17 protein-coding genes are annotated in these 17,525 nt (G+C 57.6%); 16 read left to right on the top strand and 1 reads right to left on the bottom strand.

The genetic code is table 11. The features are described from left to right. The first annotated feature begins 68 nt into the window (after positions 1-68). The 8 genes from G3256_RS11530 to G3256_RS11495 all read left to right on the top strand — a co-directional run bounded on the left by G3256_RS11530 (position 69) and on the right by G3256_RS11495 (position 8,493). A complete protein-coding gene (locus G3256_RS11530; RefSeq protein ID WP_246227563.1) occupies positions 69-1,328 on the top strand; it encodes an FHA domain-containing protein in 1,260 nt (419 codons plus the stop codon). Next, complete coding sequence (locus G3256_RS11525; protein ID WP_169640957.1) at positions 1,312-2,163, top strand: PP2C family protein-serine/threonine phosphatase; 852 nt, start codon at positions 1,312-1,314, stop codon at positions 2,161-2,163. The genes G3256_RS11530 and G3256_RS11525 overlap by 17 nt, the downstream gene beginning before the upstream one ends. Before the next feature lie 286 nt (positions 2,164-2,449). Next, complete coding sequence (locus tag G3256_RS11520) at positions 2,450-3,244, top strand: hypothetical protein (RefSeq protein WP_169640956.1); 795 nt, start codon at positions 2,450-2,452, stop codon at positions 3,242-3,244. A gap of 173 nt (positions 3,245-3,417) precedes the next feature. After that, positions 3,418-5,493: a dynamin family protein gene (locus G3256_RS11515; RefSeq protein WP_246227561.1), complete on the top strand. Its 2,076-nt coding sequence runs from the start codon at positions 3,418-3,420 to the stop codon at positions 5,491-5,493. 76 nt (positions 5,494-5,569) lie between these two features. Continuing rightward, the gene (locus G3256_RS11510) at positions 5,570-6,415 is read left to right on the top strand and encodes a P-loop NTPase family protein (protein ID WP_246227558.1); all 846 of its coding nucleotides are present in this window, start codon (positions 5,570-5,572) and stop codon (positions 6,413-6,415) included. Between the two features lie 103 nt (positions 6,416-6,518). Continuing rightward, on the top strand, positions 6,519-6,905 hold the full coding sequence (locus G3256_RS11505) for a hypothetical protein (protein WP_169640954.1): 387 nt from the start codon (positions 6,519-6,521) through the stop codon (positions 6,903-6,905). Beyond that, on the top strand, positions 6,902-7,624 hold the full coding sequence (locus tag G3256_RS11500; RefSeq protein ID WP_169640953.1) for a hypothetical protein: 723 nt from the start codon (positions 6,902-6,904) through the stop codon (positions 7,622-7,624). Before G3256_RS11505 ends, G3256_RS11500 begins: the two co-directional genes overlap by 4 nt. 98 nt (positions 7,625-7,722) lie before the next feature. Next, complete coding sequence (locus G3256_RS11495; RefSeq protein WP_169640952.1) at positions 7,723-8,493, top strand: creatininase family protein; 771 nt, start codon at positions 7,723-7,725, stop codon at positions 8,491-8,493. A gap of 4 nt (positions 8,494-8,497) precedes the next feature. On the opposite strand, the gene G3256_RS11490 is transcribed toward G3256_RS11495, so the two are convergent. After that, positions 8,498-9,262 (bottom strand): DeoR/GlpR family DNA-binding transcription regulator, encoded by a 765-nt coding sequence (locus G3256_RS11490; protein ID WP_169640951.1) that lies wholly within the window; start codon positions 9,260-9,262, stop codon positions 8,498-8,500. Between the two features lie 296 nt (positions 9,263-9,558). Here G3256_RS11490 and glpD point away from each other — a divergent pair, with 296 nt between their 5' ends. From glpD to G3256_RS11450, 8 genes are all read left to right on the top strand, one after another. Next, positions 9,559-11,157 carry a glycerol-3-phosphate dehydrogenase gene (gene glpD, locus G3256_RS11485; RefSeq protein ID WP_169640950.1) on the top strand — a complete coding sequence of 533 codons (1,599 nt, stop codon included), beginning with the start codon at positions 9,559-9,561 and terminating at the stop codon, positions 11,155-11,157. A 14-nt stretch (positions 11,158-11,171) separates the two neighbouring features. Continuing rightward, positions 11,172-12,260, top strand: coding sequence for an ABC transporter ATP-binding protein (locus G3256_RS11480; protein WP_169640949.1), 1,089 nt, complete (start codon positions 11,172-11,174; stop codon positions 12,258-12,260). Continuing rightward, a complete protein-coding gene (locus tag G3256_RS11475) occupies positions 12,260-13,345 on the top strand; it encodes an ABC transporter ATP-binding protein (protein ID WP_169640948.1) in 1,086 nt (361 codons plus the stop codon). Before G3256_RS11480 ends, G3256_RS11475 begins: the two co-directional genes overlap by 1 nt. Continuing rightward, positions 13,345-14,217 (top strand): carbohydrate ABC transporter permease, encoded by an 873-nt coding sequence (locus G3256_RS11470; protein ID WP_169640947.1) that lies wholly within the window; start codon positions 13,345-13,347, stop codon positions 14,215-14,217. The genes G3256_RS11475 and G3256_RS11470 overlap by 1 nt, the downstream gene beginning before the upstream one ends. Next, entirely contained in the window at positions 14,217-15,110 is an 894-nt protein-coding gene (locus G3256_RS11465; protein WP_206040730.1) for a carbohydrate ABC transporter permease, read from the top strand. The genes G3256_RS11470 and G3256_RS11465 overlap by 1 nt, the downstream gene beginning before the upstream one ends. Then, the gene (locus G3256_RS11460; protein ID WP_169640946.1) at positions 15,110-15,436 is read left to right on the top strand and encodes a hypothetical protein; all 327 of its coding nucleotides are present in this window, start codon (positions 15,110-15,112) and stop codon (positions 15,434-15,436) included. Before G3256_RS11465 ends, G3256_RS11460 begins: the two co-directional genes overlap by 1 nt. Next, a complete protein-coding gene (locus tag G3256_RS11455; RefSeq protein WP_169640945.1) occupies positions 15,437-15,709 on the top strand; it encodes a DUF2160 domain-containing protein in 273 nt (90 codons plus the stop codon). Positions 15,710-15,781: 72 nt separating this feature from the next. Then, entirely contained in the window at positions 15,782-17,509 is a 1,728-nt protein-coding gene (locus G3256_RS11450) for an ABC transporter substrate-binding protein (protein ID WP_169640944.1), read from the top strand. The last annotated feature ends 16 nt before the right edge of the window (positions 17,510-17,525 follow it).

The following is a 17,525-nucleotide window of genomic DNA, read 5'->3' as shown; positions in this document are numbered from 1 at the left end:
CCGACGCTCTCAGCGGTTCAGGCGGTGCACGTTGCGTGCGTACGCAGGCAAATCAGAAAGGCAGATCAATGACACTTTTCAGGAAAGTTTTTCAGAACCAGGCCCGCCCGGCAGATACCCCGGACGAAGACGCGCTGCGTGATGCCCTGCTTGAGGCCTCCGGGGCGGAAGAGGGCGAACGACCCGATCCGTTTGTTCTGTCTGATCAGGTTGAGGCACTGCCGGACGCCGCGGAGTTCGCTGAGGACGAGGAGGCGGGATATGAGCATGACGATGAGGCGCCTGAGGACCCCGTCGAAGCAGCGGCCACGGAGGAGTCTGACGGGGACGTCTGTGACGATGCGCAGGGTGCACCGGACGAGAGCGAGTTTGTGTTGCCCGGGGATGAAGAGACCGGCAATGCCCTCGTTGAGGGCATTCTGGCGGCTGCGCGCGACAAGACCGCTGAGTATGAGCCGAATACTCCCGCAGCGACGCCTTTTATGCCGGAGGTTGGCGCCCTCGACACCCGGGATGATCTGACCGGGGACACGGGTGCGGGCGAGTTTGATGCGCAGTCAGAAACAGAGAGCGACCCTGTCGCATTGCCCCCGGAGACTGCTGTCGGGGGCCTGCGTGATACGCCGCCCGCCAGTGACGCAGATACATCATCATTGCCCGAGCCTGCAGACGTGGCTGCCACTGATGCGGTGGCGCCGGAGGCCGCACATGAAGAAGAAATTGACCTGTCCGCCTTTGCCCGAGACCAGCTGACCGCACTGGGCGGGCAGGGTGGTCCTGCAGCAACCGGTGAGGCACCTGCCGGGACCGATGCGGGTCTCTCTGCGCCGGCTGCAGGCCGTGCCGGTCGCCGGGCGGGCCGCGTCAAGACCAGGTTGCTCGGCTTTAACCGTGGCGGCGCAGATCATGCAGACCCGATCGGCGGCGCGCTGGAGGCGACTGCATCTCAACAGCAGGAGAAATTTCCCGTGGGCTGGCTTGTTGTCGTCGAAGGCCCTGGCGTCGGGCATTCCTTCAGCATTTTCACCGGGGCTTCGATGATCGGACGTGGCGAGGATCAGGTGATCCGGCTAGATTTCGGCGATAACTCGATATCGCGCCAGAACCATGCCGCCATCGCCTATGACGACGAGCAGAATAAGTTCTATATCGGACACGGCGGCAAATCGAACATCATAAGGCGCAATGCCCGCCCGGTGCTGAGCACAGAAGAGTTGCAGCACGCGGATCTGATCCGGATCGGAGAGACCACACTGCGCTTTGTGGCGCTCTGCGGGTCAGATTTCAAATGGGATGCAGTGGACACCGGCAATGACGCTGCGGTTTGATTTCGACGCAGTCTGCGCGCTCAGCAAAGGGGCGCGCAATTATCAGGAAGACGCGGTGATTTCCGATTACTCCCGCGGCGCCGATGTCGGTCTGGCTGTGCTGGCCGACGGGATGGGCGGGCATGCCGCCGGCGACGTCGCCAGTAAGATTGTGGTCACTGAAGTCTTCAGCGAACTGATGTTTCAAAGTTGCGATCCGAAGGCGTTTGAAACCAATATCGCCTCCAGCCTGCACGATGCGGCCATGGCTGCGAATGCCTGTCTGCGCGAACATGTGCGTGCTTTTCCGGAAACCCGCGGCATGGGTGCAACGCTCGTCGCAACCGCTATCATCAACCGGAACCTCTACTGGATCTCAATTGGTGATTCGCCGCTTTATCTTTATCGCAACGGTACGTTACGGCAGCTCAATGAGGATCATTCCCTTGCACCTCAGATCGATTTTATGGTGCAGACCGGACTGCTGGACGCCGAAGAGGCGAAACATCACCCGGACCGGAACACGCTGACATCGGTCCTGTTCGGCGAGCAGGTCCCGCAGATCGATTGCCCTTCCGCGCCGCTCGAGCTGATGGCGGGAGATATCGTCATCGTGGCCAGCGACGGGCTGCAGTTTCTGTCGGAAGATCAGATATCAGCGGTGCTGGACGATGCCCCCCGGATCCGGAGTGCGGAACTGGCTGACCGGCTGATGGAGAAAGTCTGCGCTCTGGATGATCCGGATCTTGATAATGTTTCATTCTCGCTCGTGCGGCTGGAAGGCGCGGGGACCACAGCGCAGATTATGCCGGCCGAGGCGGGTGGGGAACAGCAGAGCATGCGCTGTGTCGGCTGAACCGGAAACTGCACTGGTTCTGCAGCGGCTTCGTGCCGCCGTCGACGACGCATCCCTGAGCGACGCGTCCCGTGACACAGGCCATGCGCTACTTTCTCGCCTGGCAACGGGTGTCCGGGTTGTCATCACCGGTCCGCCAGGTGTGGGAAAATCCACCCTTTGCGATGTGCTTGTGGGCGCGAATGCACTCCCGGAAATGCTCACGGGGACGAGAGTTTTTCAGCACGAAGATTCTGGGACGACAGGATCGCAGGTAACCCTGCAATCGACCGGGTTCCTGAAAGACATGCAGCTGACAGACCTGTGCGATAACAACGACCCGGCAGTGCAGCGCGCAGCGCTTGATCAAGCCGATATCGTCATATGGTGCACGGCGACTTTTGCTCAGGCCGAGCGGGACGTCTGGGCGCCGGTCCCCGATCACCTGAAAGATCACAGTTTTCTTGTGCTGCCCCGCGCGGATGTTCTGGCACGCGACGGGTTACTTGCTGCGCGTGTGGCTGCGCTCGGAGATGTCGCGCGGGAGGAGTTTCACAACTTTTTCCCCGTCGCACCACTTTCAATCGCCAACCGGATCAGGAGGGGCGATCCGGTGAGCGACGGGCAGTTGTCAGCCAGCGGTGTCAGCGCTCTGTCGTATGCCATTCAAAATCTGGTGTCTTCAGGACGGCAGGCTGATCTGGACAGTGCTTACCTGTATCTCGGGCGATGCGGTCATGATGAAAGTGCTGTGCCGGCCGGGGCGCATTCGCGGTCATCCGAAAGACCTGCGGGAACTACCGTCGTGCGCGAAGTCATCGCAGAGGCTGCACGCACTATTGCAGATCTGCATACCGGCGTGGCGATGCAGAATCCCGACGCTCTTACTGGCGTCTTTTCAGAGTTGTCTGAAGAGCTGAGTGAACTTGCAGCTGACGCAGAGCCCGAAGATGCCGATGCGAAAGCCTGGTGGGATGAACTGAGCGCGGCCAGCGATAAACTGATGCTCGCCGGACTGGAAAAAGGCCCGGGCCCCGCTGCGGATGCGGCAACGATTGTTCTGCAACTGTCGCGCGACCTGCAGAGCGGAGCCTTAGCTTAAATTTTTAGACACTCAGGTTCGTTCAGGCCTGTGGCGGTCACAAAGTATGCACTTTTTGCCGTCATCCTGCACCTGAGGTTTCATCAGTCAGGGATACCTATGTCGGCGCGCTGCCTGCCATCACAAAAAGATTTTCAGTTCATCATGCCGGGATGGTCTGTAGGAGGTGTGCAGTGAACGCAGCCGGGCCCTCCGAGGCAGAATCGTTCCTTCGTACCCGCCTGCTTGCGACTGGCTTTGATCAGCTTCGTGAATTCAAAGACGCCACCGGGGAAGTACAGGGTGCGTTGAGCAGTATCGGTGAAGCGGGTGATGAGAACACGCGGCGCCGTATCGCGCGGCTCACGCGTCAGCTGGAGACTTTCGAGCCCAGTGTGACGATGATTGGACAGATAAAATCCGGTAAAACCTCTTTGGTCAATGCGTTTGTCGGGCAGCCGGATCTGCTGCCCGCGGATGTGAACCCCTGGACGTCGGTCGTTACCTCGCTGCACCTTTATCCGGAGGCAGCAGACTTCAGAAACAGTGCTTCCTTCAGGTTTTTTGATGAAGATGAATGGGATCGGCTTGTATCAGGCGGTGGCAGGATCGGTGAGCTCGCCAGCCGTGCGGGCGCCGACGAAGAACTCGAGAAGATTAAAAAACAGGTTGCAGAGATGCGCGAGAAATCTCGCGCGCGACTTGGCCGGAAATTCGAAGTGATGCTTGGCCAGCAGCGCGATTACGGATATTTCGACAAAGATCTGATAGAGCGATATGTCTGTCTCGGGGATGAAACCGACGATAACGCCGCTGCCGGTCAGGACGGTCAGGGCCGGTTCGCAGATATTACCAAGTCAGCCGATCTTCACCTGACGCGACCATCCCTGCCTGTGCGGATTTGCATTCGCGACACGCCGGGTGTCAATGACACGTTTATGATGCGCGAACAGATTACCATCCGCGCTATCCGCGACAGTCGGATCTGTGTGGTCGTCCTGTCGGCTCATCAGGCCTTGTCCTCTGCAGATCTTGCACTGATCCGGTTGATCACGCATGTGCGGTCCCGCGATGTGATCATATTTGTGAACCGGATCGACGAACTGTCTGATCCTGCCAGCGAGGTTCCGATGATCGCGCGCAGCATCTCGGACACGCTGGAACGACACAACGGGCCTGCCGACGCAGAAGTTATTTTCGGAAGCGCGCTCTGGGCATCAGCGGCACTCAAGGGCGATAAATCCGGTTTGCCGGCCGGCAGCGCCAGGGCTTTAAAAACCAGAAGCGAAACAGCGCAGTTTTCCGAAGCAGTAAACGATCTGGACCTGCAGGATCCGGCCTCGATGGCATGGGCTGTCTCGGGTATTCCGGAACTTCAAAGCGCAGTTGCCAGCCGGATTGCCGCTGGTCTCGGGGCGGCCATGTTGCAACGTACCAGCGCAAGCGGGCTGAACCTCGCGACCAGCATCACGGCGGCAGACCAGCTGGCCGTAAAGTCACAAAACCCTGAACAGGAAGTCCACCTCGACAGTACCGCCGGACGGCAGCAGGTGGCCGCCATTATTAAAAACCGGAAAGCCGCTTTGTCCGCCGAGTTCGACGCGATCACGACAGCGTTTTCAGAGCGTATGAACCGCGTACAGGAGAGCTTTCTGGAACGGGCCACCGCATCACTGGTTCTGCATCTCGAAAAGCTTGGAGAGAAAGTACCCTGGACATACGATCCGGCCGGCCTGCGGGTGTTGCTGAACTCATCACACAAGGTGCTTGCGCGGAAAAGCACGGTTGCTTTTGACACCGCCATACGTTCTGCCGCGCATGATTTTGCGGCGGTTTATCTGAAGTCATTCGGGCTGCAACCGGATGAATTTCCTCTCGCCCTTCCGAATGCGCCGCGGGTGCCACCGCCCGTTTCTCTTGGGCGCACCATCGCGCTCGATCTCCAGGGCCAGTGGTGGAAAAGATGGTGGATGCAGCGACGTGGATACGATGCATATGCTGCTGCTTTCACAAACCTGATCCGGGAGGAAACTGATCCGGTTGTTCAGGAACTGCGGGATGATATGGCACAGGACATCCGTCATCAGGCCTGCGCCGATTTCGAGGCGTTTCTGTCCGAACAGGAATCTGTATTCGACACACTTGACCGCCTCCGGGAAGGCGGTGAAGCGGAGATCGCCGCATTTGTTGAGAAACAGGAAGCAACTGCAGGTAAACGGGATCTTTCCGCAGCTCTGCAGCTTCTGAGAAAGTATTCCGCGTATGAATGAAATGAAAGCCGAAATGCCCCCTGCTTTCCTGCAGAACGTCGACAGGAGTAACGGGAGGCGCCCGCGGATCGCTCTCATGGGTGAGTTCAGTGCGGGTAAAAGCACTCTGGCAAATCTGATGATCGGTTCAGAACCGCTTCACGTTCAGATTGTCGCGACACAGATGCCGCCGGTGTGGGTCAGTTTCGGCACCGGACAGGCCATGGTCGTCGACACAGATGGTAAAGAAACCCCGTACGCTATGACCGGAACCGGACCTGTAGATCCTGAAAAGACGGCCTACATCCGTGTGTTTGCCGAAGAAGATATCCTCCGCCTTGTAGATATCATCGACATGCCAGGTATTTCCGATCCGAACATGTCCTCGGAGGTTTGGGAAAGAGTTCTGCCGCTTGCGGACGGTGTTGTCTGGTGCAGCGCGTCAACGCAGGCCTGGCGACAAAGTGAAGCTGCCGTCTGGGAATCCGTGCCGGAACAGGTCCGGTCAAAATCCATACTTCTGCTGACCCGCGCCGATATGCTTGCTTCATCGCGTGACAAATCGCGTGTGTTCAGGCGCGTACTCTCAGAAACGGAAGATTTGTTTGCACAACGTCAGATGATCTCACTGCTAGAAGCGCGTGATGCGGGAGAATGTGCTGATAAATGGGCCGAAAGCGGCGCCGAAGACTTCGTAAATGCTTTTCTGGATATCGTTGCGGAGCTGCGTCGTGATCTTGAATCTGGTGATGCAGGGCTGTCGATGCCTGAAGCCCGCCGTTGCGAGGAAGTCCCGGTGGCCGGGCGTAAACCGACACCCTCTCAGCTTTCTTCCGGCCATATCTCTCCACGACGGCCGACGATGAATCCTGCGGATCGGGTTGATGATACGGTCAGGGACGCTGCCGATGATCATCCGGATTTTATGCCTAAATTCTCCTGACCCGATGTTTTCACCCGTGTTAACCAGAAAAAAAATCTGTGCGTCTAGTATCTGACATCGGTAGCGACAAGCTACCCGACAGGTTCAGCTTCTGGTGATACAAATGACAATCCATGAACGCCTATCAGAATTGCGTACGCGTTTTGAAAGTTGTGAGATCGCCGCATTTGCTGATCTTTCAACACGGATGGTTCTGGCATCAAGTGCCCGAAATGGCGTAACGCAGGAGCAGTTGGACGATCTGTGCGCTGAGGCTTGCAGCGCGCTGTTGTCCATTACTTCAGAAGCAGTAAAAAGCGCTTTTGGCGCACCTCAGAGTGCAGGAATTTCTTACGCAGTTGTCCCGGGGCAGGGCTACAATCGTTTGTACGTAACATCGCCGGAAAGTCCGGAGGAAGCTGTTTGCCTGCAATGGCTCGGAATAACACCCGTCGGAGAAATTCTCTCGGCGTCCTGCAGTCTTCTCAGCACCGTTGGATCTGACACATGAAGAATGACGGCGAAGCGGCCCGCCTCGATTCTGTGTTGTCCGCTCTTGGGAGTATCGATCTGTCGCACATTAGGCAGACCCGTGTTATCCGCGCGACTGCGGGCGTCACTCTGGAGGACGCGCTTTGCAATGAGGTCAGCGAGACAATTCTGAGGCGGACTTTATCATTTGAAACCAAGGCCGGAAATCTGGTGCTTGATGCCGAAGAACGGAGAATCAACAGCATTCACTCTGCAAAGGGCGGCTGGGCCAACAATGGCCAGGACATTGTCGGCCGGCCGCTGTCCCGTAAAGATGGGGCAGAATTAATGAATATGCTGAACGCTTTTACAGCCGCCGCGGATCAGGTGGAAGTCATAGCTGGCCTGCCGAAATCTCCAAAAGGCAGTTCGACCGAAGGGGTACCTGTCGATGATCTTCGTCGGACTGACCGCCTTTGCCTGAATTCAGGATTTGATGCTTGTGCCGGTTTTGCTGTTGCATCGGTCATAATCCGACCCGGAGTTGCGCCGGTCAATACCGGTCAACCGGACGTTATTGATAAGCTGCGAAATGTGCGCGACGCAGCTGACGCGGACGGAAGGGTTGTATTCCGGGCGGGCGGGTTAGCTGATAATCTTGCGGTAGCAGTCGTCCGGACCGAAGATCTGGACGGAACATTCGCTTTCCCGGCCGAACATCTCGACGCAGTTCTCGATGCATTCCACAGACGGCCCTGAAACCGTTCCTGCGCTGCTTGCCTTGCAGGAAAAAGCATGGAACATCTTTGTTTCCAAACGCTGCACAGATCAGACTGCGGTTTAAGAGGAAGACACGGATGGTAATTTCGATCTGGGCAGAAACCTGCGCGAAAGACTTCGAAGACGTCGATCCGATTCAAACGATTGCGATCCTTCCAACAGCCGCAACTGAGCAGCACGGTCCCCATCTTCCTCTTGGCACCGACAGCATGATAGCCGAAGGTATGCTTAAGGAGCTGCAACGCCAGAATCCCGCCGATCTTGACCTGCGGTTGCTGCCTGTGCAGGCAATCGGAAAGTCAGACGAACATATCTGGGCTGCAGGAACTCTGACGCTCAGCGCTGAGACCGCCCTGAGCACATGGACTGAAATCTGCATGTCCGTGGCCCGGGCCGGGGTCCGGAAAATTGTCATTGTTAACAGTCATGGCGGAAACCTTGATCTCTTGTCGATCCTGGTGCGACGCCTGAGAATCGACGCTGCCATGCTGGCCGTTCGTTGCCAGTGGGGCGCTTTCGGCGCGCCCGAAGACCTTTACTCAGAACAGGAAAACACGCATGGTCTGCACGGGGGCGATGTCGAAACGTCCCTGATGCTTGCGTTCAGACCGGAAACCGTCCGCATGGAGTTCGCAAAAGATTTCCGGTCGAGCGCTGAAACCAGCCTCGTCCCGCCGACCGGTCCGGTTGCATCAGGCTGGATCGCACGCGATCTCAATCCTGATGGTGTTGTGGGGGAGGCCCATCTGGCAACTGCACAGAAGGGTCGGACGACAGCCAGTCATCAGGTGCGCGGTTTCATTGAAATGCTCAGAGCAGTAGCCGGATCGCCGCTGCCGGACGCTTAATTTCTTACGAGTCTGCCACAACGACTTCCGTGGACCATTCACGGCATTTCATGCGCAGTTTTTCGGGCAGTTTCGCATCCGTGAAGACTGTCGTCAGCGACTCCATCGAGGCAATCCGCGCAGGAGCTGTACGGGCGAACTTCGAATGATCAGCCACCAGAAAAGTCTTGCGTGACTGCGCGATGATGGTCTGGCTGACGCCAACCTCCTGGGTGTCGAAGTCCAGCAGATCACCATCCGCGTCCATTGCGGAACAACCGATGACCGCGAAATCAAACTTGAACTGCCGTATCGTATCAATGGTCACATTGCCGATCAGCCCGCTGTCAGCGCGCCTTACCGTGCCGCCGGTCACGATAATCTGACACTCAGGACTCTCCGTGAGAATTGTCGCCACATTCATGTTATTGGTGACGACCATGAGATCCCGGTGCGACAGGAGCGCGCGCGCCACTTCTTCGGTGCTTGTCCCGATGTTCAGAAATACCGAACATCCGTCCGGAATATACCTCGCGCAGGTACGGGCGATTGCTATTTTTGCGCTCTGGTTCAGTTTGCGACGTTCTTCATATTCGATGTTCGTAGTGCCCGAAGGCAGGATCGCACCACCGTGTACGCGTTCGATTTTGTTCGCTTCCGCAAGGTCAGTCAGATCCCTGCGAATCGTCTGAAGCGTGACGCCGAAATGCTCAGCAAGATTCTCGACGGTCGCCTTTCCATCGCGTCTTACGATCTTGAGAATGTCCGGTTGACGGAAGGTTTGCGCCATAAATAAGGTCTCCTGAAGGGTTTGTAAGCCGGATACACTCGCATTTGCAATGATTTTGGCAAAAACAGAAAACTCCGTGAAAGATCCTATGTTGGGGTTCATCCACTTAGAGCCAGCTGAAATCTGAAGTCGTATGATGCGACACGCCAATGGGGTGCATCGGCTAAAATGGTGCCGCCAGAATAGGAAAGCGCTTTCGTTTCGTGGAAAAGCGAACAAAAAGGAAAATAACCGGTTGCGCGGTGTGTCGGGCTGCGCTACCAATCTGCCAGTCGCATTGCCGAAGGGGGGAACTTTTGTCAGGGCAGAACTCAGATATCTGTGATCTTTTTGTGATCGGCGGCGGCATCAACGGGTGCGGCATTGCGCGTGACGCGGCCGGACGCGGATTGTCTGTGAAGCTCGCTGAAATGAATGATCTCGCGTCGGCCACTTCTTCGGCCTCCACCAAACTATTTCACGGCGGGCTGCGGTATCTGGAGTACTTCGAGATCCGCCTCGTGCGCCACGCTCTGGCGGAACGCGAAACGCTGCTGCGCGCCATGCCACACATCAGCTGGCCCATGCGTTTTGTGCTGCCTTATCACCAGGATATGCGGTTTGAGGGTGACACACCCACATCGCGTATTCTGAACGTGGTGATGCCGTGGATGAAGGGGCGGCGCCCGGCATGGCTGATCCGGTTCGGGCTGTTTCTGTACGACAGCCTCGGCGGGCGCAAAATTCTGCCCGCAACAAAAACGCTTGATCTGAAAAACAGCGTTGAGGGCGCGCCCATCGACGACAAATTTGAGAAAGCCTACGAATACTCCGACTGCTGGATCGAAGACTCGCGCCTCGTCGTCCTCAATGCCCGCGATGCGGACCAGCGGGGCGCCGAAATTCTCGTGCGCACCAGAGTTATTTCCGCTGCACGCATTGATGATCTGTGGGAGATCACCGTCGAGGACCGGGACACCGGCGAGACACGCACCCTGCGCGCTCGGATGCTGGTCAATGCCGGCGGCCCCTGGGTCGGCGATATCATTCAGGAAAAAGTACGGATCAATTCAACCGAAGGCGTGCGGCTTGTGCGCGGCAGCCATATCGTGACGCGCAGGCTCTATGATCACGACAAGTGCTATTTCTTTCAGGGCACAGACGGGCGGATCATTTTCGCCATTCCTTATGAGACTGATTTCACCCTGATCGGAACAACGGATGCCGAACACACTGCGCCGGATAAAAAACCGGAGTGTTCGCCGGAAGAGCGTGATTACCTGATCACATTCGTGAACCAGTACCTGAAAAAAGACATCAGCACCGACGATGTCGTGTGGTCTTATTCCGGTGTGCGCCCGCTCTATGATGACGGCGCCTCAAGTGCCACGGCGGCGACGCGCGACTATACGCTCAAAGTTGATGACGCGGCCGGCGCGCCGATCCTGAACGTGTTTGGCGGGAAAATCACGACCTATCGCAAGCTGGCCGAGGACGCGATGGAGAAGATCGTGCCGTTCTTTCCCGGGACGTCCGGGCACTGGACGGCGGGCGTCCCTTTGCCGGGTGGCGATTTTCCGGTCGACGGGTTTGATGCGCTCGTGACGAAGCTCAGCGCTGATTATCCATTCCTGTCAGCGTTCTGGGCACGCCGCCTCGTGCGGGCATACGGCACTGACGCGCGTGGCATACTGCAGGACGCGAGCGATGCCGATGCACTGGGACGGGATTTCGGCGCGACGCTGACAGAACGCGAAGTGCTCTGGCTGATGAAAAACGAATATGCGCGGACTGCTGCGGATGTGGTCTGGCGCCGCAATAAACTGGGGCTGCGCCTTTCCGCAGAAGAGATCGCAGCGCTTGACGCATTCATGACGTCAGCGCGCACAGAACAGCAGGCGAAAGCCGCTGAATAACGGGGGGGACTGACATGACCTTGACGCTGGAGGGTGTGTCAAAGACGGTTGGCGGAGAGACACATATCTATCCGACCGATCTGGAGCTGCAGAAGGGCACGATGAATGTGCTTCTCGGCCCGACGACATCCGGTAAAACGACGCTGATGCGGGTGATGGCAGGGCTTGATGTGCCGGCCACCGGTCGTGTCATATGGAACGGTGAGGATGTCACCGGTATGCGCGTACAGGACCGCAAGGTGGCCATGGTCTATCAGCAGTTCATCAACTACCCCTCAATGACCGTGTACGATAACATCGCCTCTCCGATGAAACTGCTGGGCCAGTCGCGCGATGAGATCGACCGCCGCGTGCGCGAGACGGCGGATCTGATGAAGCTGACGCCGATGCTCGACCGCAAGCCGCTGGAACTTTCCGGCGGGCAGCAACAGCGCTGTGCCCTGGCGCGCGCGCTGGTCAAAAACGCAGGTCTCGTGCTGCTGGATGAGCCACTGGCCAACCTGGATTACAAGCTGCGTGAAGAGCTGCGCGCGGAAATCCCGCGCATCTTTGAGGAATCCGGCTCCATCTTTGTTTATGCCACCACCGAGCCCGAAGAGGCGCTGCTTCTGGGCGGGCACACTGCCACCCTCTGGGAGGGCAGGGTCACGCAGTTCGGGCTTACGCCTTCGGTTTATCGAAAGCCGGTAAATGCAACCACAGCAAGGGTTTTCTCCGATCCACCGATGAATTTCCTGCAGATCCGCAAGCGCGGTGACCTGCTGGAATTCGGTGACGGACAGAGCACACCGCTGCCCGCGGGTGCGAGCGGCCTGGCCGATGGCGAATATACCGCCGGTTTCCGGCCCAACCATCTTGAGCTCAGCCCGCATATGGCCGGTACAATGACCTTTGACACGAAGCTTGAGGTCACCGAAATCACCGGCTCAGAAACCTTTGTGCACCTTAATCACCGGGGGGAACGCTGGGTGGGTCTGGTGCATGGCGTGCACAGTCTGCAGCCCGGACAGGCGCTTACGGTCTATCTGGACCCGGCGCATGTGTATCTCTTTTCAAAAGACGGGCAGCTGGTTTCGGCCGCACCCTATGCGGAGGCAGCATAATGGCCAAGATCACGCTGGATAATCTGGCCCATTCCTATCTGTCCCATCCGAAATCGGAGGATGATTTCGCGCTGAAAGAGCTCAATCACGACTGGGTGGATGGTGAGGCTTATGCGCTGCTCGGCGCGTCGGGCTGTGGAAAATCCACGCTGCTCAACATCATCTCCGGCCTTCTGGAGCCCTCGCAGGGGCGCATTCTTTTTGACGATCAGGATGTGACACACGCGCCGACGGCGGAGCGCAACATCGCGCAGGTTTTCCAGTTCCCGGTCGTCTATGACACGATGACCGTGCGCGACAATCTGGCCTTTCCGCTGCGCAACCGGGGCGAGGACGCCTCTTATGTCGCCAGCCGCGTGAACGAGATTGCGAAGATGATCGGCATGGAAGCCGAACTTGACCGCAAGGCACGTGGTCTGACGGCGGATGCCAAACAAAAGATCTCTCTGGGCCGTGGTATGGTGCGTGAAGACGTGAACGCACTCCTTTTTGACGAGCCGCTCACCGTTATTGATCCGCACATGAAGTGGGAGCTCAGAACGCAGCTGAAATCCCTGCACCACGAATTTGGTCACACAATGATCTATGTGACCCATGACCAGACTGAGGCGCTGACCTTCGCGGATAAAGTTGTTGTCATGTATGACGGTCGCGTCGTGCAGATCGGCACGCCGCAGGAACTTTTCGAGCGGCCCGCACATACTTTTGTGGGCTATTTCATCGGCTCGCCGGGCATGAACCTTTTTGATGCGCAGATCGACGGGCAGACCGCTCTGATCAACGGCGTAAAAATGCCTCTCGGCGCCGGGTTTGCCCCCGCAGGCGGCAGGACGCAGGTTGGCGTGCGCCCGGAATTTATCCGTCTGTCGGATGCGGAAAACGGGTTGCCGGCGAAAATCCTTCGGGTTGAAGATGTGGGGCGGCACAAGATCGTGCGCCTTGATGTCGGCGGCACGCAGGCGAGTGCTATCGCCGGGGAAGGGGATGAAATCCCCTCCGGCACATCCAGAGTCACGTTCGATCTGAAGGGCGTGAATGTCTACGCCGATGACTGGCGTGTTTCACCTCAGGGGGAGGCGGCCTGATGAACAAGACGGTCAATCAGAAAGCGTGGTTTCTTGTGCTGCCGGTGCTCGTACTGGTGGCCTTTTCGGCGGTGATCCCGCTGATGACGGTGGTGAACTATTCCGTGCAGGATACTTTTGGCAACAACCAGTTCTTCTGGGCCGGCCTTGAGTGGTTCAAGGTCATGCTCGAAGAAGAACGCATGTGGGACGCGCTCTGGCGTCAGCTCACCTTCTCCGCGATCATTCTGGCGATTGAAATTCCCTTGGGCATCTATGTGGCGCTCAACATGCCCAAAAGCGGTTTCTGGGCATCCTTCTGCCTGGTGCTGATGTCGCTGCCGCTGCTGATCCCGTGGAACGTCGTGGGCACCATCTGGCAGATCTTTGGCCGCGTCGACATTGGTCTCCTTGGCTACACACTTGATAAGATGGGTATTTCCTATAACTACACTCAGGATATCTTTGCCGCTTGGGTCACGGTCATCGTAATGGATGTCTGGCACTGGACCTCGCTTGTGGCGCTGCTGGCCTATGCCGGGCTGCAGTCGATCCCGGATGCCTATTATCAGGCGGCCAAGATCGACCAGGCGAGCCGCTGGAAGGTCTTCCGCTATATCGAGCTGCCGAAGATGGCCGGCGTTCTGATGATTGCAATCCTGCTGCGGTTCATGGACAGCTTCATGATCTATACAGAGCCCTTTGTGGTGACCGGCGGCGGTCCTGGCAACGCGACAACCTTCCTCAGTATCGATCTGGTGAAAATGGCGCTGGGACAGTTTGATCTCGGACCGGCAGCGGCCTTCTCGATCATGTATTTTCTTGTAATCCTGCTGATCTCCTGGGTCTTCTACACCGTGATGACCAATCTCGACAAAAGGGATGGTGTTTAATGTCCGATACAACAATCCAGGCGCCCGGCGCTGCCGGCATTCCCGGCAAGGTGACTGAAGCAAAAGTCGCAACCACTCGCCGCCGCAAACCGCGGATCAAAGGCTCCACCATCGTCATGGCGCTCTATCTGCTGTTCCTGCTGCTGCCGATCTACTGGCTGCTGAACATGAGCCTGAAAACCAACACCGAAATCCTCGGGCAGTTTTCGCTCTTTCCGCGCAACCTGACGCTGGAAAACTATGTCAAAATCCTGACGGACGAGAGCTGGTATATCGGCTATGTGAACTCGCTGATTTATGTGGTGATGAACACGGTGATCAGCCTCGCGGTGGCACTGCCTGCGGCCTATGCCTTTTCGCGCTATTCCTTCATGGGCGACAAGCATCTGTTCTTCTGGCTGCTGACCAACCGGATGGCGCCACCTGCGGTTTTCGCCCTGCCGTTTTTCCAGCTTTACAGCTCGGTCGGGCTCTTTGATACGCATATTGCGGTTGCCCTTGCACACTGTCTTTTCAATGTGCCGCTGGCGGTCTGGATCCTTGAGGGGTTCATGCGCGGTGTGCCAAAAGAAATCGATGAGACGGCCTATCTGGACGGCTATTCCTTCCCGCGGTTCTTCGTGCGGATTTTCATGCCGCTGGTCGCCAGCGGGATTGGCGTCGCAGCCTTCTTCTGCTTCATGTTCTCATGGGTGGAGCTGCTGCTCAGCCGGACGCTGACAACAGTTGACGCCAAGCCGATTGCTGCCATCATGACACGAACGCAGGGGGCCGCGGGCATCGACTGGGGCGTGCTGGCGGCAGCCGGTGTGCTGACCATCGTTCCGGGCGCGCTGGTGATCTATTTTGTCCGTAACTACATCGCCAAGGGCTTTGCCCTTGGGAGGGTGTGATGAGCGTCGCTCTGAGTGAGATCCGCGCAATGGCGAACAGCGTCTTTGACGCTCTGGAAGCCGGGGGTACAAGAGAGTTGTCGCCTTCCGACGGCCTCTACTGGTGTATGGACAGTGGTCAGTGTTGGGATATGACCCGCGAGCCTGATCTGATGACAGGTGATCTGGAGGACGACGTTCTGGATATTCGTAAGGACCTGACGGAATATCAGGACATCGCAGCGCAAAATGCATGGCACACCCTTGATCATTTCATTGGCCTGCTGACCGCGCTGTCATACCAGTACAAACGAAGCAATGACCTGCTGGAAGAAAGGGTTCTTTAAATGGCATGGATGGCATGGACCGTACCGACGGCAATCTTCTTTGCGGTGATCGCAAGCCTGCTGGTCATCTTTACAATACTTGCAATCAAATACCCTGAGACGCCCCGCACGGGCATTCTCAGGATTGAAACAACGCGGGGTGATCGTCTGTTCATCACGCTGTTGGGCTCGGCCTTTATCAATCTGATCTGGCTGGGTCTTGAGGTCGCACCACAGCCCTATGCGCTGCTGGCGTGCCTTGTTTATGCCGTGGCGGTGTTCCGCTGGGTGTGAACGGGAAGACTGGCCCGTCCGGGACCCCCGGGCGGCCGCAAAAACAGTTCTTATAACGTCTGGGAGGACACTATGAACTTTTCACTAAGATCGACCACGGCCATGGGCGCCATGGTGGCATCGCTTTTTGCGGTGCCTGCCTGGGCGGACATGGAAGCAGCGATGGCGTTTCTCGACAACGAGATTAACGGCCTGAGCGTGCTGAGCCGCGAAGACCAGGAAGCGGAGATGCAGTTCTTTGTCGATGCTGCAGCGCCATTCCAGGGCATGGAGATCAAAGTTGTCTCCGAAACCATCACCACGCACGAATATGAAAGCCAGGTCCTTGCACCGGCCTTCACTGCGATCACCGGCATCCAGGTCACCCATGACCTGATCGGCGAAGGCGACGTTGTCGAAAAGCTGCAGACACAGATGCAGTCGGGCGAAAACATCTATGATGGCTACGTCAACGACAGCGATCTGATCGGCACGCACTGGCGCTACCAGCAGGTGCGCAACCTGACCGACTGGATGGCGGGCGAGGGCGCTGACGTGACCAACCCCGGTCTCGATCTGGATGACTTTATCGGCACCCAGTTCACGACTGCTCCGGACGGCAAGCTTTACCAGCTGCCCGACCAGCAGTTCGCGAACCTCTACTGGTTCCGCTATGACTGGTTCAACGACGAAAAGAACAAGGCCGATTTCCAGGAAGCCTTTGGCTATGAACTGGGCGTTCCGGTCAACTGGTCTGCCTACGAAGATATCGCCGAATTCTTCACCGGTCGCGACCTGAGCCACCTTGGTGTCGAGGGCGATGTCTTCGGCAACATGGATTATGGCAAGAAAGATCCCAGCCTGGGCTGGCGTTACACTGACGCGTGGATGTCCATGGCAGGCATGGGCGACGTTGGTGAGCCGAACGGTCTGCCGGTAGACGAGTGGGGCATTCGTGTGAACGAAAACTCACAGCCCGTCGGCTCCTGCGTTGCGCGTGGCGGTGCCACCAACGATGCGGCTGCCGTTTATGCGGTGACCAAGGCGATCGAATGGCTGCAGAAGTATTCGCCGCCAGCCGCTGCCGGCATGACCTTCGGCGAGGCCGGCCCGATCCCCGCACAGGGCAACGTGGCCCAGCAGATGTTCTGGTACACCGCCTTTACCGCGGCGACCGTGAAGCCTGATCTGCCCGTGATGAATGAGGACGGTACGCCCAAATGGCGTATGGCCCCCAGCCCGCACGGTGTGTACTGGAAGGACGGCCAGAAGGTCGGCTATCAGGACGTGGGTTCCTGGACACTCATGAAATCCACTCCGGTGGACCGTGCCAAAGCCGCATGGCTCTATGCACAGTTCGTGACGTCCAAGACGGTTGATCTGAAGAAATCGGATGTTGGTCTGACCTTTATCCGTGAATCCACGATCAGCTCCGATCACTTCTCCGAGCGTGCCAATAAACTGGGCGGACTGGTGGAATTCTACCGCTCGCCGGCACGTGTGGCATGGTCGCCCACCGGTACAAACGTACCTGACTATCCCAAGCTTGCGCAGCTGTGGTGGCAGAACATCGGCGACGCAATGTCCGGTGCGAAAACACCTCAGGAAGCACTCGATGCTCTTTGTGAAGCACAGGAAAGCGTGATGGAGCGCCTTGAGCGTGCAGGTATCCAGGGTGATATCGGCCCGGTCATGAACGAGGAGCAGGATCCGGAGTACTGGTACAGCCAGCCCGGCTCGCCTGTTGCCAAGCTCGAGAACGAAGACGAAGAGCCCCAGACCATCAGCTACGACGAGCTGATCAAGTCCTGGGAGAACTAAGTCTCTGACCACAGGC

The sequence above is a fragment of the Roseobacter ponti genome (genome assembly GCF_012932215.1).
Lineage (GTDB): Bacteria > Pseudomonadota > Alphaproteobacteria > Rhodobacterales > Rhodobacteraceae > Roseobacter > Roseobacter ponti.
This window is presented reverse-complemented; position numbering and strand designations above follow the sequence as displayed.